The sequence below is a fragment of the Streptomyces sp. NPDC032126 genome (assembly GCF_055580085.1).
On record NZ_JBVIMA010000010.1, the window covers coordinates 67,850 to 82,372 of the forward strand.

At 74.4% G+C, this 14,523-nt stretch carries 11 protein-coding genes and 1 pseudogene; 6 read left to right on the top strand and 6 right to left on the bottom strand.

Annotated elements, in window-relative coordinates; translation table 11 throughout:
• Window positions 1–14: 14 nt before the first annotated feature.
• Genes ACZ5NW_RS31555 through ACZ5NW_RS31565 form a run of 3 tightly spaced genes read right to left on the bottom strand, consistent with a single transcriptional unit; the run spans window position 15 to window position 3,810 of the window.
• Window positions 15–452 carry a roadblock/LC7 domain-containing protein gene (locus ACZ5NW_RS31555; RefSeq protein WP_468747406.1) on the bottom strand — a complete coding sequence of 146 codons (438 nt, stop codon included), beginning with the start codon at window positions 450–452 and terminating at the stop codon, window positions 15–17.
• Window positions 449–2,971, bottom strand: a complete 2,523-nt coding sequence (locus ACZ5NW_RS31560; RefSeq protein ID WP_468747407.1) for a sensor histidine kinase — start codon at window positions 2,969–2,971, stop codon at window positions 449–451. The genes ACZ5NW_RS31555 and ACZ5NW_RS31560 overlap by 4 nt, the downstream gene beginning before the upstream one ends.
• Before the next feature lie 44 nt (window positions 2,972–3,015).
• Entirely contained in the window at window positions 3,016–3,810 is a 795-nt protein-coding gene (locus ACZ5NW_RS31565; RefSeq protein WP_468747408.1) for an MHYT domain-containing protein, read from the bottom strand.
• A 183-nt stretch (window positions 3,811–3,993) separates the two neighbouring features.
• Between ACZ5NW_RS31565 and ACZ5NW_RS31570 the strand changes: the two genes are divergently transcribed.
• Entirely contained in the window at window positions 3,994–4,593 is a 600-nt protein-coding gene (locus ACZ5NW_RS31570; RefSeq protein ID WP_468747409.1) for a class I SAM-dependent methyltransferase, read from the top strand.
• 3 nt (window positions 4,594–4,596) lie between these two features.
• Here ACZ5NW_RS31570 and ACZ5NW_RS31575 read toward each other — a convergent pair whose 3' ends face one another.
• Window positions 4,597–5,352, bottom strand: coding sequence for an alpha/beta fold hydrolase (locus tag ACZ5NW_RS31575; protein ID WP_468747410.1), 756 nt, complete (start codon window positions 5,350–5,352; stop codon window positions 4,597–4,599).
• Between the two features lie 118 nt (window positions 5,353–5,470).
• On the opposite strand from ACZ5NW_RS31575, the gene ACZ5NW_RS31580 reads away from it, so the two are divergent.
• Window positions 5,471–5,995 carry a PadR family transcriptional regulator gene (locus tag ACZ5NW_RS31580; RefSeq protein ID WP_468747600.1) on the top strand — a complete coding sequence of 175 codons (525 nt, stop codon included), beginning with the start codon at window positions 5,471–5,473 and terminating at the stop codon, window positions 5,993–5,995.
• Here the strand turns inward: ACZ5NW_RS31580 and ACZ5NW_RS31585 are convergent.
• Window positions 5,981–6,877, bottom strand: coding sequence for an oxygenase MpaB family protein (locus tag ACZ5NW_RS31585; protein WP_468747411.1), 897 nt, complete (start codon window positions 6,875–6,877; stop codon window positions 5,981–5,983). The genes ACZ5NW_RS31580 and ACZ5NW_RS31585 overlap by 15 nt on opposite strands.
• Window positions 6,878–7,150: 273 nt before the next feature.
• Between ACZ5NW_RS31585 and ACZ5NW_RS31590 the strand changes: the two genes are divergently transcribed.
• Together ACZ5NW_RS31590 and ACZ5NW_RS31595 are read left to right on the top strand one after the other, a co-directional pair.
• Entirely contained in the window at window positions 7,151–8,188 is a 1,038-nt protein-coding gene (locus ACZ5NW_RS31590) for a hypothetical protein (RefSeq protein ID WP_468747412.1), read from the top strand.
• 259 nt (window positions 8,189–8,447) lie between these two features.
• Window positions 8,448–9,830 (top strand): tannase/feruloyl esterase family alpha/beta hydrolase, encoded by a 1,383-nt coding sequence (locus ACZ5NW_RS31595; protein ID WP_468747413.1) that lies wholly within the window; start codon window positions 8,448–8,450, stop codon window positions 9,828–9,830.
• 4 nt (window positions 9,831–9,834) lie between these two features.
• Here the strand turns inward: ACZ5NW_RS31595 and ACZ5NW_RS31600 are convergent, their stop codons facing one another.
• Window positions 9,835–10,017 carry a hypothetical protein gene (locus ACZ5NW_RS31600; RefSeq protein WP_468747414.1) on the bottom strand — a complete coding sequence of 61 codons (183 nt, stop codon included), beginning with the start codon at window positions 10,015–10,017 and terminating at the stop codon, window positions 9,835–9,837.
• Between the two features lie 289 nt (window positions 10,018–10,306).
• Here ACZ5NW_RS31600 and ACZ5NW_RS31605 point away from each other — a divergent pair, with 289 nt between their 5' ends.
• Both ACZ5NW_RS31605 and ACZ5NW_RS31610 read left to right on the top strand, forming a co-directional pair.
• Window positions 10,307–13,117: a DEAD/DEAH box helicase gene (locus ACZ5NW_RS31605; RefSeq protein WP_468747601.1), complete on the top strand. Its 2,811-nt coding sequence runs from the start codon at window positions 10,307–10,309 to the stop codon at window positions 13,115–13,117.
• A pseudogene (locus ACZ5NW_RS31610) lies at window positions 13,114–14,432 on the top strand (SWF or SNF family helicase). The gene ACZ5NW_RS31605 and the pseudogene ACZ5NW_RS31610 overlap by 4 nt, the downstream one beginning before the upstream one ends.
• Window positions 14,433–14,523 lie beyond the last annotated feature (91 nt).

A 14,523-nucleotide genomic window follows, 5' to 3' on the forward strand; every position in this document is an offset into this window, starting at 1 on the left:
GCCGCCCTCGCGTCTCAGCCCGCGGTGGGCGGCCGGGCGGCGATGCGCGGCGGCGTGTAGAGGTGTTCGCCGACGCGCTTGACCAGCCGTGCCATCTCGTACGCGACGAGGCCGATGTCGGCCGTGACCGCGGTGAGGACCGCGAGGCACGAGCCGTCGCCCGCGGCGGCGACGAACAGGAAGGCGTCGTCCATCTCCACCATGGTCTGCCGGACGCCGCCCACCCCGAAGTGCCGGCCGGTGCCCTTGGCCAGACTGTGGAAGCCGGAGGCCACGGCGGCGAGGTGTTCGGCGTCCTCGCGGCCGAGGTCGCTGGAGGCGCCCACGGCGAGTCCGTCGTTGGACAGAACCACGGCGTGCCGCACCTCGCTCACGCGCATCACCAGGTCGTCCAGCAGCCAGTCGAGTTCACCTGACCGCTGGGACGGCCTCGTGCTCGGATCCTGGATCATGCGGGGTCTCCTTCGCTGCTGTCACGGCCCTGGGCGGGCTCCGGGGTGGCACCGCGGCCGGGGTGCCTGCCGCCGCCGCGCGCCCAGCCGGCCCGGTAGGCGGCCATGCGGTCCCGTACGAGTTCGGGGGTGCGCCGCTCGTCGGCGCGCGGGTCGGACGGCTGGGCCGGTTCCTCGGCGCGCGGGTGGCGCAGCTGCGGCGCGAGGCTCGCCTGCCGTACCCGGCGGGGGAGGTCGTCGGACGCGTCGGCATCGTCCGGGGGGCGGTGCAGGCGCAGGGCGGTGACTCCGGGGGGCGGGGGGTCGCCGCCGGCCTGGACGTCCGGGGCGGCGCGGACGGGGGCGACCAGGGCGGGCCGGTCCGCGGACGCCGGTACGGCCTCCCGATCGCGGTCGTCGGCCGGCACACGCGCGTAGGCGCGTTCGGCGGGCTGCTCGGCCGGTTCCCGTTCCGGGAGGGAACGTTCCGGCTTGCCGGTGTGCAGCAGCGCGATGGGCAGCAGGACGACGGCCGTGGTGCCGCCGTAGGGCGAGGTCCGCAGGTGCACCTTGACGCCGTGGCGGGCGGCGAGTCGGCTGACCACGAACAGGCCGAGCTGGTCGCTGTCGAACAGATCGAGCGCCTCGGACTGGGCGATGCGCCGGTTGGCCTCGGCGAGGGTCTCCTTGCCCATGCCCAGGCCGCGGTCCTCGACCTCGATGGCGTAGCCGTTGCCGACGGGCTCGCCGGTGACGCGCACGCGCGTGTGCGGGGGCGAGAACTGGGCGGCGTTCTCGACGAGTTCGGCCAGCAGGTGGGTGAGGTCGGCGACGGCGGCGCCGATGACGGCCGCCTCCGGGAGCTGGCGCACCTCCACGCGCGCGTAGTCCTCGACCTCGGAGACGGCCGCCCGGACGACGTTGGTGAGGGAGACCGGCATGCGCCAGGCCCGGCCGGGAGCGGCGCCGGAGAGGATGATCAGGCTCTCGGCGTGGCGCCGCATCCGGGTGGTGAGGTGATCGAGCCGGAAGAGGTCACCGAGTTCGTTCGGGTCGTCGGAGCGGCGCTCCATGCTGTCCAGGAGGCTCAGTTGGCGGTGCACCAGGACCTGGCTGCGGCGGGCGAGGTTGACGAACACCCCGGAGATGCCGCTGGCGAGTTCAGCGCGCTCCACGGCGGCCCGCAGCGCGGCCCGGTGCACGATGCCGAGGGCCTCGGCGACCTGCCCGGTCTCGTCCTCGGCGGGCGGCCCGGGCGGTGCCTCGGCACTGATGTCGATCTCCTCGCCGACCCGCAGTCGCCGCATGGCCTCGGGAAGGTCGCGCCGGGCGATCTCCAGGGCGCTGTTGCGCAGGCTGACCAGTTCGACGACCAGGCCGCGGCCGATGCGGACGGAGATGACGAGCGACGCGGCGACGGCGGCCAGGCCGAGCAGGACGGCGGCGCCGGCCGGGGTGAGCAGCCCCCGGGTGAACGGGTCGGCGCGGTCGGCGACACCGCGCCCGGCGTCCGCCTCGATGGTGCGCATACCGCCCTGCACACGCGCGCGGGCGGCGTCCCAGGTGCCGGCGGGCGCCCCGGCGAGCGCGCGGGGGCCGGGACCGGACGCGAGCGTCCTGTCCTCGGCGGCGCTCAGTGTGGCGTAGGCGGCGCTGCCGGAGAGGGTGTGCCAGGCGGCGCGTTCGGGGCCGCGCAGGTCGGCGACCGCGGACTCGGTCAGGGCGCGTCGGGTCTCGACGGCGCCGGTGAACAGCCGCAGCCGCTCGCCGTCGAGACGGCCGGCCAGGCGGGCGCCGCCGAGGACGGCGTCCTCCTGGGCGAGCGCCTCGCCCGCGCGGGAGAACTCGAGCAGCACGCGCGCGTCGGAGCCGAGGTCGGCGTCCTGGATGCCGCTGAGAGCGCCGCCCACCGTGAAGGCGGTGGAGATCGTCTCGGAGTAGCGGTCGTACGTGTGGCGCCAGTCGGCGCGGCCGGCGAGGACGTCGGTGCGCAGGGTGCGCAGTTGCTCGGCCTGGGAGACGAAGGCCTCCAGGCGCCGGGCGACTCCGGCGGGCAGCTCCTGGGAGTCGGCCACGGTGCTGTCGTCGCCGAGCCGCAGCGCGGCCACCGCGCGGTCGGTGCCCCGGGCGAGCTTCCTCAGGTCGCCGTCCTGGCCGGCGCCGGGTTCGGTCGCGTAGCGGACGGCGGCCTCGCGCTCGGTCTGCAGGGCGGCGACGGCGGTCGCGACGGGCGAGCGGACCTCGGCGTCGACCCGTTGCAGCTGGCGCAGCCGGGAGACGTCCTGGGCGGTGGTGACGGTGGCGTACGCCCACAGGGCCAGCAGGGAGACGACGGGCACCATCAGCAGGCAGACGATCTTGGCGCGGACGGTGCGCGGGCGGATCCGCCAGCCTCCCGCGCGCGTGGCCGCCGGCTCCGGTGCCGCGGCGTCCCGGTCGTCCGGGATCTCGTCGGCGGGTGGCCCGGCGTGCGCGCGGCGCCCACGGGGCGGTGGCGGGCTCTCGGCGCCGGCCTTGGGGGTCCTCCGGGGTGTGCGCATGGACTCCTCGCTCGGGAGTGGGTCGGGGCGTGCCGTCCGGTCCGTCAGGCGGTCCGGGCCGGCTGCCGGCCGGTGGCGTGCTCGGCCGGTCGCTGGGCCGAGGCGGATGCCTCGCGTTCCCCGGTGGTGGGCGACAGTGCGACGAAGGCCGAGGTCAGGAAGAGGTAGGACCCGAGGCCGACGGCGAGGGGGAAGATGAACTGCATCGCCGTGGCCCCGGGCAGGGTCTCGCCCGAGGGCGTCACGCGCACGCTCACGGCGAACATGCCGGTGTAGTGCATGCTGCTGACGGCCGCTCCCATGACGAGGGAGGCGACGGTGACGGCGACGGGCGATTTGATGTTGAGCGCGGCCCACAGGGCTGCGGTGGCCGCCACGACGGCGATCAGGACGGACAGCCCGACGGTCATCGGGTCGTAGCTGATGTCGCCGTGCAGCCGGACCGCGGCCATGCCGAGGTAGTGCATGCTCGCGACGCCCAGTCCGGTGGTGAGCCCGCCGACGAGCAACGCGCGCGTGCGGTCGCGGCCGTAGCCGACGGCGAAGACGCCGGCGCAGACGACCAGCATGGCGACGAGGAGGCTGAGGACGGTGAGCGGAACGTCGTAGCGGATGTCGGTGCCGCTGACGCCGAAGCCGAGCATGGCCACGAAGTGCATGGTCCAGATGCCGGTGCCAATGGCCGAGGCCGCGGTGACGAGCCAGTTGCGCCGTGAGCGGCCGGTGGCGCCCAGGGCGCGCCTGGTGCAGCGCAGCCCGAGGGCGGCGCCTATGCAGGCCATCACGTACGACAGTACGGGGGTCAGCCAGCCGAAGGTGGCGTGGTCCAGGTGTCCCATGGCCAGGGGACGTTAGTGGGGGCACGGGTGCACGCAGGGGGCGCATTTCGAAAGCTGTTGGAATATGACGTGGAAATGCGCCGGAACGATCGCATCCCGCTCGAACATGCGCACAGCGACGTCATCCGTGTCGGTGAGGTGCGGGCGGGAGATCAGGCCCTCGGGTGAGGAATCATGCGAACCATGAGCGACGACCACACACACGTCCAGGAGTTCTTCGGCGCGCGTGCCGCGGAATGGGACACGCGTTTCCCCGATGACGGTCCGGCCTACGCGGCGGCGGTCGCCGAGCTCGGTCTGCGCGCGGGCGACCGGGTGCTCGACGCGGGCTGCGGCACCGGCCGGGCCCTGCCGCCGCTGCGTGCCGCCGTGGGGCCCTCGGGGGTGGTCGTGGGGGCCGATCTGACGCCGGCCATGCTGGAGGCCGCCGTGGCGGCGGGGAGGGACCGGGACGGGCGGCTGCTGCTCACCGACGTGGCCGCGCTGCCGCTGCGCCCGGAGTCGCTCGACGCGGTGTTCGCGGCGGGTCTCATCGCGCATCTGCCCCATCCGGCCGACGATCTGCGGGAGTTGGCGCGGGTGGTGCGTCCGGGCGGCACGCTGGCGCTGTTCCATCCGATCGGCCGGGCGGCGCTGGCGGCGCGCCAGGGGCGGCGGATCACCCCGGACGACCTGCGTGCGGAGCCCAACTTGCGCCCCTTGCTGGCGCGTTCGGGCTGGCGCATGACGTCGTACGTGGACGAGGACGCCCGGTTCCTGGCGCTGGCCGTCCGGGAGGGCTGAGGCTCAGGCCTCGCCCAGCACCGCCTCGGCGAAGGCGTCGGGGCGGTCGAACATGACGTTGTGCCCGGCGCCCGGCACCGTCACCACGCGGACGCCCGCCGCCTCCAGATCGCGGGCTCCGTCGAGTTCGCCGCTGAGCGCACCCTGCAGATAGACGCGCTCGACCGGCAGCCCGGTGAGGATCTCGCGCATGATCGGGTCCGAGCCCCGCCGCAGTCCGACGGCGCTGCGGTGCAGCGCGCGCGGGTCGGCCAGGCGCATGGTGGCCGCCCAGGAGGGCCCGACCTTCTCCAGCACGCGCGCGTGGCCGTGTGCCACGAAGTCCTCCTCCTCATAGGCGGCGATTCCGCTGCTGCCCGCGCCGGGCGGCGGAAAGGCGTCGAGGTTGGCCTCGGTGAGGACGAGCCGCGCGACCAGATCGGGGCGCCGGTGGGCCAGGACCACGGCGACCGAGCCGCCCATGCTGTGCGCGATCAGCTCGGCACCGCTCACTCCGGCGGCGTCGAGCGCGGCCGCCAGGGCGTCGGCGTGCTCCTCCAGGGTGTAACCGAACTCCTGGGGGCGGTCGCTCAGGCCGTGTCCGGGCAGATCGACGAACAGGCTGCGGCGACCGGCGAGCTCGGGCCGGGCCGCGATGTGCGCGTGGTAGACGACCGAGGACGCGCCCAGTCCGTGCACGTACACGCGCGCGGGTTCCGCGCCGGGCGCCTCGGTCCAACGGATCCGGCTTCCCACGGCGTCGAACACGGTGTCCTTCATCATCTTCCTCCTCCTGGATCGCCCTCGGGGCACTCCAGGACGATACATCGATCCGAGGTACTACGTCAACGATGTATTGCGTGATGGATGTACACCGCCGATGCGCGAGAATGCGGGCATGCTGGAGCTCGCCATCCTCGGATTCCTCTACGACGCCCCGCTGCACGGCTACGAGCTGCGCAAACGCATCACGGCGCTGACGGGTCACGTCCGCCCGGTCGCGGAGAGCACCCTGTACCCCGCGATCAAACGTCTGGAGAAGGCGGGGCTGCTGGCGCGCGCCACGGAACCGGGCGCGGGGGCGGCACCCCGGCATGTGCTGACGCTCACCGAGGAGGGCCGGCGGGAGCTGCGGCGCCGCCTCGCCGAGCCCGAGCAGGGTGACATCACCGACGAGAACCGCTGGTTCACGCTGCTCGCGTTCCTCCGCCACCTGGACGACCCCACCGCCCAGGCGGCCGTCCTACGCCGCCGACTGGCGTTCCTGGAGGAGCCGGCGAGCTTCTTCTACGACGGCGACCGGCCCGTGCGCGCCGAGGAACTGGACGATCCCTTCCGGCGGGGCGTCCTCACCATCGCGCGGGCCACCTCGCGCGCCGAACTCACCTGGCTGCGCGAGACCTTGGCGTCACTGGGCGGCTGACCCCCTCGGGTGCCGCACGGGGCAGCCCCGCACCCCGGACACCGGGCGGGTGCCCAGCTCGTCGAGGCGGTAGCCGTCGGGGTAACCCTTGATCTCCCAGTTCTGCCGTGCGAAGTGGGGCGCCTCGCGGGGCGGCAGCAGGCGGACGACGCGGCCACGCGCGCGTACCGCGCGGCGCACCAGGGCGCGTGTGACGGGTCCGGGCGGCGTGTAGCGGAAGGCCGCCAGCAGCGGATCGTCGAGGAGGGCCAGCGTGGTCGTGCGCAGCAGCGGGGCGAGCGGGCGCGGATACCAGGAGGCCATGAGGGCGAGCGTGGCGTCGGAGACCCGGCGGGCGCCTTCGTCCCAGGCGAAGTGGGCGGCCTCGTAGGTGTCGAGGCAGTCCTCGAACTCCTCGTACGTCTCGGGGATGTCCTTGATGCCCATGTGCCGGCCCAGGGTGCCGTAGTGGACGGTGGAGGCGATCGTCTCGTGCCGGGACAGTCTGCGCCATCCGTAGGCGTCGATCCACCGTTTGGGCACGACGACGAACGTGCACAGGACGTACCGCATGTCGTCGTCGGGGATGTCGTAGCTGCGGTGCATCTGGTTGATGCGGCGGATGGCGGTCCGCCCCTGGTCGCTGGCGAAGCCGTGCTCGACGACGGCGTCGAGGAGCAGGGAGGTGTCGTCGTAGCGCTTCTGGGTGCGGTCGGTGAGCTCCGCCGTCTCGGCCAGCAGCCGGCCGATGCTCGGCACGGCGTACGTGCGGTACAGGGCCAGCTCCAGGGCGCGGGTGACGTCCCAGGGGAACTCGTAGGCCACCATGAGCCGATAGATCTCCGAGGCGTCCTCGTACGGATCCATCCGCCGAATCCGTGCGAGCCGTTCGAAGCGCTTCACCGCGCCGTCCCCCTTCTGCCGTCGAAGCTCCAACTCTACGTTGAGTGACAGGAGATGGACGATCTGTGGGAGCGGTCGGGAACTTCACCACCCGCTCGAACACACCGGCCACCTTCCCCGCCCCCCTGGGCCCCGAGCCGAGCCCCGGGGCGTGGCCGTTTCGCCCCGTCACAGGCGGAAAACTGCAGCTCCGAGTGGGTTGAGGAGTCGTGACAAGGGCCTTCCACGGGCACTAGGGTGCGCGCCGATGGACGAACCGATGGGGAGGCTGGGATGGCCGGGACGGACGAGGACGCCGTCGCCGCCGAGGAGGACGCGCTCTATGTGCTCACGGCGGTGCTGCTGACGCCTGCGCAGTTCCCGAGTGTGCTGGGCGACGACTACCCCGAGGCGTGCGCGGCGCTCGGCCTCGCGCCGCTCGCCGACGGTTACGGCCTGGTGCTGGGCCAGGACGGCGGCGGCGCGCGGTGGACGGTCGTCGTGGACGACGTGTCGCTGGTGGCCGTCGCCATCGCGTCCTGGGACTGCGGCATGGAGTACGACCTGTCGCCCGACGACCGCACGGTCGTCGCCGCGCTGCCCGGCTGGCCCCTCGCGGTCGCCGTGGCCGCCCCGGGCGTGCCCGCGCCCCACGACCCCGCGCCCGATGTCGCGGCGGGGCCCATCCTGTCCCCTCCGGACACCACGACGTGGGGTCCCGCCCAGCGACGCCTGGGCGCCGACGAGATCGCGCTCCAGTGGACGCTGTGGCGGGAGCAGATCGACGACTCCAGATTCGCCCCGCGGCAGGCGCAGGAGGCCACCGAAAAGGCCGCCGAGGTGTCGTCGGCGGGCACGGACGTCGACAGCGACGAGAACGCCGAGAACGCCGCCGAGGGGGCGGAGGCGACCACCGGCGTCGAGGGCGTCGCGGACGCCGACAGGACCCGCCAGGAGGCCGCGACGGCCGGGCAGGACGCCGAGCCGGCCGAGACGGAATCGGCGAGGTCCGGGCAGGGCGCCGGGGCGGCCGGGAAGGAGTCCGGGTCGGCCGAGTCCGTGCGGCACAGGGGGATCCGGCGCGTCCTGGCCGAGGCCCGCGCCTACGTGGACACACCGCCGCCGCTGGGCCGTGTGCGGTCGTCGTTCGCGCCCGGCGACGCCCGCACGCTGCGTGCCGACGGTCCCGGCTGGTCGCTGGTGGCGCGGACCGACGACATCGCGTTCGTGCTGCTCGACGACGAACCCGGCGAGGTGCTGCCGGTCGGGCGGGGACCGGAGTTGCCGAAGCTGCTCCAAGCGCTCGACAGGATGGCCGTACGCCCGAGTTGAGTCCGCGGGCACGCGCGATCCCCGTGGGGCACACGCGTGCGGCGCGTGCGCGGGTATGGCTCGTGGCCAATGTGGCCGATGGCGTCCGGCGGATGCGGTGAACCCACGTCACCGGTGCCTGCACCCCATACGGCTGGGGCGTTCGCTGTGACTCCGCCACATGGTTGCCCGGACAGTGGCCGCCGATCATGGCAGCCCGCGGCGCGGCTCGTCGCCGTCGCGCCGCGGATATCCGTCCCGCGCTGCCCTGGAGGCCGTCATGCGTCCGACCCGAGGTGTTCCGCTCATCGCCGCGCTGCTACTGGCGGCGGTGGTCACCGGGCCCGCTCCCGCCGCCGAGGCCGGCGAAGACGCCGACGGTCACTGCGCGCGTCAGCCGCACGTGCGCGTGCCGGGCGCCGCCTTCCAGCAGAGCGCCTGCCTGGCCGACCTCACGACGACCGGGCTCGCCGGTACCCCGTACACCGACCCGGCCGACCAGGCGGGGCTGACCGCGCGTGACACCAAGGTCCCGTCGGGGGTGCCCGGGGTGCAGGTGGACGGCTATTTCCCGGACTCCTCGCACTTCAACGCCACCCATGGGTGGAGGCACGACGCCCAGTTCGTGATCCGGCTGCCCGACCACTGGAACGGCGGTCTCGTCGTCACCGGGGCGCCGGGCACCCGTCGGCAGTACGCGACCGACAAGGCGATCTCCGATCGGGTGCTCGCCCAGGGCTACGCCTACGCCGCGACGGACAAGGGCAACAACGGGGCCGACTTCTACCGCGACGGCGTACGGCCCGGCGACGCGGTCGCGGAGTGGAACACCCGGACCACGCAGCTGGCCCGCGCGGCCCGGCAGGCGGTGGCCCGGCGCTACGGCCACGCCCCGCGCCGGACCTATATGACCGGCCTCTCCAACGGCGGCTATCTCACGCGCTGGCAGCTGGAGAACCATCCGGAGCTGTACGACGGCGGCGTGGACTGGGAGGGCGCCCTGTGGACCGCCGACGGCCCCAGTCTGCTCACCTCGCTGCCCACGGCGGTGGCGCGGATGTACGGCGCGGCCCGGGACGAGGACCTGTACGCGGTCGGCTTCGCACGGGGCTCGGAGTTCCTGTGGCCGTACCACGAGAAGGCCTACTGGGGGATCACGCAGAAGATCTACCGCGCCGAGTTCGACCCCGGTTACGCCCCCGACTGCCCCGGTGCGACCGCCGGGACCACGCCGGAGGAGATCCTGGCGCCGTGTGCGGCCGACGCGGAGTACGACTACGCGTCCCGGCCGGCCTCCGTCCATCGGGCGGTGGACCGGGTGGCGCTGACCGGGAGAATCGGCAGGCCGCTGATCACGCTGCACGGCGACCTGGACACGCTGCTGCCCCGGAGCGCGGACTCGGACGTGTACGCGCACATGATCGACCGGGCCGGGCGGGGCGCTCTGCATCGCTACTACACCGTCGAGGACGGTACGCACGTCGACGGGTTGTACGACACCTATCCCGACCGGCTGCGCCCGATCCTGCCCTGCTACCGCTCGGCGTTCGACGCGCTGGTGGCCTGGGTGGAGCGGGGCACTCCGCCGCCCGCGGACCACAGGCTCGCCAGGCCCGCGAACGGCGACGTGATCGACTCGTGCGCGCTGGACGGCAGGTCCTAGCCCGTCAGCGGCCGAGCTCCTTGCGGGAGACACGGCGCAGTCGGCGCCGCTGGGAGGGGTCGAGCGCCAGATACGCGGCCGCCGGAACCCCCAGGACGATGAGCAGCGCCGCCCACCACGGCAGCCAGATCAGCAACAGGATCCCGACCGCCACACCGCCCGCGGCGATCTTCGCGTTCTTCGACATCTGCGTCGCCTCCTTCGCGGCCACTGCCGCTCTCTGTTCTGAAAACGGCCTCGCGCCGCGCGCGGTTCCAGGCCGCGACCCTGAGACATCCCTGATGCGCGTCCCCGACTCGCCCCCGAGAGGCGCTCGTCGGGGAGTCTCCCCGCTTCAGGAGTCTCGCTCGCCCGTCACGTGATGTACCCTCGACGATCCACCGCACTAGTCAAGTTTGAGGAGTGCTCTCATCGTCGCGCCGAGGGTTTCCCCGGAAACACCGTCCCAGCCCGTCGAACTCGCCCACTGCTGTGCCCTGTTCGTGCCCGGTGATCCGGCCCGGACCGGTCGTGTCGCCTTCTGGCGGCCGGACGGCGGGGCTCCTCCCGCCGTCGCGTCGGCGACCGTGGAGGAGCTCACCGTGGTCCGACCCCACGGCGGGGGCGTCACGTCCGTGAGCGTGCCGGCCGCCCTGTTGCCCGTGCACGCGGCCCTGCCGCTCCTCACGCGTGCGCGGGCCGTCCCCGGAGCGCACCGGGCCAGTGCCTTCTGGGGCACGGCCGCCCTGCTGGCGCTGCGGTTCCTGGCCCGCGGTCTGCTGCTGCCGGGGCTGTCCGCGGGCGACCACGACGCCTGGCGCATCGGCCCGTTGGGCCCCGACGACCTGGAGGAGGTCCGTCGGCTCGCCGCGGCGATGCCGCCCGAGGCACGCGCCGTGCCCGTGGGTGGCGGGCCGCCGCTGCGCCTGCCGACCGGGGAGGAGCTGCTGCGTGCCTTCCTCGACGCCGTCGCCGACACCCTGCCCCGCTCCCCCGCCGCGCCGCTCGTGACGGGCGGCCCCGCCTACGCGGCACCGCAGCCCCAGCGGCTGCCGGAGCAGCGCGCGTGGGCGGCCGAGGTCGCCGCGGGTCATGACGCGGGCGTGCGGGTCTCGCTGCGCGTCGAGGTGTCGGGCCTCGACCCGGCGACGGGCGGCGGCACAGCGGCACCGGTGTTCCGGGCCGTGCCGCAAGTGCACAGCGTGAGCGATCCCGCGCTGGTCGCGGACGCCGCCGAGGTGTGGTCCGGATCCGCCGGAGCGGGCGGCGCGTTCGGTCCGCGCGCGCGGATGGACACCCTGCTCGCGCTCCGCCGGGCCGCCCGTGCCTGGCCCGCGCTCGCGCCGCTGCTCTCGGCGGCCGTCCCGGACGCCCTCGACCTCCTCGACGACGAGGTCGCCGAACTCCTCGGCGAGGGCACGCGGGCGCTGTCGGCCGCGGGAGTCGAGGTGCACTGGCCGAGGGAACTGGTCCGCACGCTCACCACGCACGCGGTGGTGGGTCCCGCACAGCAGGACGGCGCCGGGCCGGAGCGGGCGCCCGCGGACACGCCGTCGTTCCTGTCCGCAGACGCGCTGCTGACGTTCAGCTGGTCGTTCGCGCTCGGCGAGCAGCACCTCTCGCGCGAGGAGCTGGACCGTCTCGCCGAGGCGAGCCGTCCGATCGTGCGGCTGCGCGACCAGTGGGTGCTGGTCGACCCCGGGGAGGTGCGGCGCGCCCACGCCCGGCAGGACCGCAAGGTGACCCCGATCGAGGCGCTGGGCGCCGCGCTGACGGGCACCGCGGAGGTCGACGGACTGCTCGTCGACGTGCGGCCCACCGGGTGGCTGGAGGGACTGCGGGAGCGCCTGGCGGGATCCGGGGAACGGGAGCCGGTGCCGCAGCCCGCGGCGCTCGCCGCCACGCTGCGGGACTATCAGCGCAAGGGCCTGGACTGGCTGGCCCGCACGACGTCCCTCGGGCTCGGGTGCTGTCTGGCCGACGACATGGGGCTGGGCAAGACGATCACACTGATCGCGCTGCACCTGCACCGCCAGGAGGACCCGGCCTCGGCGGGACCCACCCTCGTGGTGTGTCCGACGTCCCTGATGGGCAACTGGCAGCGCGAGATCGAGCGGTTCGCGCCCGGCACGCGCGTGCGCCGCTTCCACGGTCCGCGCCGCGACCTGGAGGCGCTGTCCGCCGGGGAGTTCGTGCTCACGACGTACGGCACGCTCCGCCTGGACGCGGCGCGGCTCGCCGAGGTGCCCTGGGGGCTGGTCGTCGCCGACGAGGCGCAGCACGTCAAGAACCCGTACGCGGCGACCGCCCGCGCCCTGCGCACCCTCGGCACACGCGCACGCGTGGCGCTCACGGGCACCCCGGTGGAGAACAACCTGTCCGAGCTGTGGGCCATCCTGGACTGGACGACTCCGGGGCTGCTGGGCCGGCTCGGCACCTTCCGCGGGCGTTACGCGCGTGCCGTCGAAAGCGGCGGTGACCCGGCGGCGGCCGAGCGGCTCGCCCGTCTCGTGAGCCCCTTCCTGCTGCGCCGCCGCAAGTCGGATCCGGGCATCGCCCCCGAGCTGCCGCCGAAGACCGAGACCGACCACCCGGTCGCGCTCAGCACGGAACAGGCCGGCCTGTACGAGGCCGTGGTCCGCGAGACACTCGCGGCGATCTCCGCCGCCGACGACATGGCGCGGCGCGGGCTGATCGTCAAGCTGCTCACCGGGCTCAAGCAGATCTGCAACCACCCCGCGCAATTCCTCAAGGAGGAACGGCCGACCGTCAGCGGGCGTTCCGGAAAGCTGGAGCTGCTCGACGAGCTGCTGGACACCATCCTCGCGGAGGAGGCGAGCGTGCTGGTCTTCACCCAGTACGTGCGCATGGGGCGTCTCCTGGAGCGGCACCTGGCGGCGCGCGGCGTGCCCTCGCAGTTCCTCCACGGGGGAACGCCGGTGCGGGAACGCGAGGCCATGGTGCGGCGTTTCCAGGAGGGCCAGGTCCCGGTGTTCCTGCTGTCGTTGAAGGCCGCCGGTACGGGGCTGAACCTGACGCGGGCCGAGCACGTCGTGCACTACGACCGCTGGTGGAACCCCGCCGTGGAGGCACAGGCCACCGACCGCGCGTACCGCATCGGGCAGACGCGGCCGGTGCAGGTGCACCGGCTGATCGCCGAGGGCACGATCGAGGACCGCATCGCGGACATGCTCGACCGCAAGCGGGCACTCGCCGACGCGGTGCTCGGGGCGGGCGAGGCGGCGTTCACGGAGCTGACGGACGCCGAACTGGCCGAACTGGTGGAGCTGCGAGGGGGCACGCGATGACCGGATACGACGAGGACACACAGCGCACGTTCGCCGCGTTGCCGCCCGCGCACGGGCGCGGCTTCGCCCAGACCTGGTGGGGGCGCGCCTGGCTCGCCGCCCTGGAGGACGGCGCGCTGGACGCGCAGCAGGTGCGCACGGGCCGTCGGCTCGCGCGCGCGGGTGCCGTGGGCGCGGTGTCCGTGCGGCCGGGCCGCATCACGGCGGTTGTCCGGGACCGCGACGGCACGGGGCGCCGGGCCGACGTCCTGCTGGAGCGGCTGACGGCGGCGCAGTGGGACCGCGTCCTCGACCTGGCCGTCGAGAGGGCCGGTCATGTGGCCGCGCTCCTGGACCGGGAGATGCCGCCGGATCTGGTCGAGGACGCGGCGAGCGCCGGCATCGACCTGCTGCCGGGGCTGGGCGAGCTGGAGGCGGAGTGCGACTGCGGCGCGTGGGACCACTGCGGGCACACGGCGGCTCTCTGCTACCAGGTGGCGCGGCTGCTGGACCAGGACCCGTTCGTGCTGCTGTTGCTGCGGGGCCGCTCCGAACACGCCGTCGTGGCCGAGCTCCAGGCCCGCGGCAGCGCCCCCGCCGTGGCCGAGCCACCGCAGCGGGGCGAGAGGGAGGGCGTGGACGCGGCGCGGGCGTACGCGGCCGCGGCGGCGCTGCCCGGCCTGCCCGCGCCGCCGGAGCTTCCCGACGGCCCCGGCGTACCGCCCTCGCTGGACGCCGAGGCCAGGCCGGCGGCGGGGATCGACCCGGCCGCGCTGGAGTTCCTGGCCGCGCGGACGGCGGCCGAGGCGCACCGACTCCTGGCGGAGGCCCTCGCCGCCGACGCGGAACAGGTCAACCCCTCAGCGGAATTGACGGTCCGGCAGGATGCCGTGCGGCTGGCTGCCGGATGCCTGGACGACGCGCGGGTGCCCGATGCCGGCCGGAAGGCGATGGCCGACCGCCTCGCCGAGGGCTCCGGGCGCGGCCGGGAGGCGCTGGCGCTCGCCGTCCGGGCGTGGCGGTACGGCGGCGCGGAGGCGGTGTCGGTACTGGAGGAGGAGTGGGCCGCGGAGGGTGAGGCGCTCGCCCGCGCGCGTACGGCCCTGGAGTCGGCCTGGGAGGAGGACGAGCGGCCGGTGCTGCGGGCGCGCGGCAACCGCTGGACCGTGGCCGACGCGCCCTGCCAGCTGCGGCTGGGCGGGACGGCCGCTGGTGGCCCTACCGCGAGGAGCGTGGCCGCTGGGTTCCGGCGGGCGAGGCGACCCGGGATCCGGCAACGGCCCTGACCGCGACACGGCCTGCCGACGAGGAGGACGTCAACATCCAGGAGCGGTAGGCGCGTTGAGGGTGTGGAGCGGACACCGACGCGTGCGCTGCCCTCCGCAAACCCTGCGCGCGCGTGGAGGGTGGAAGCCGCCACGCGCGCG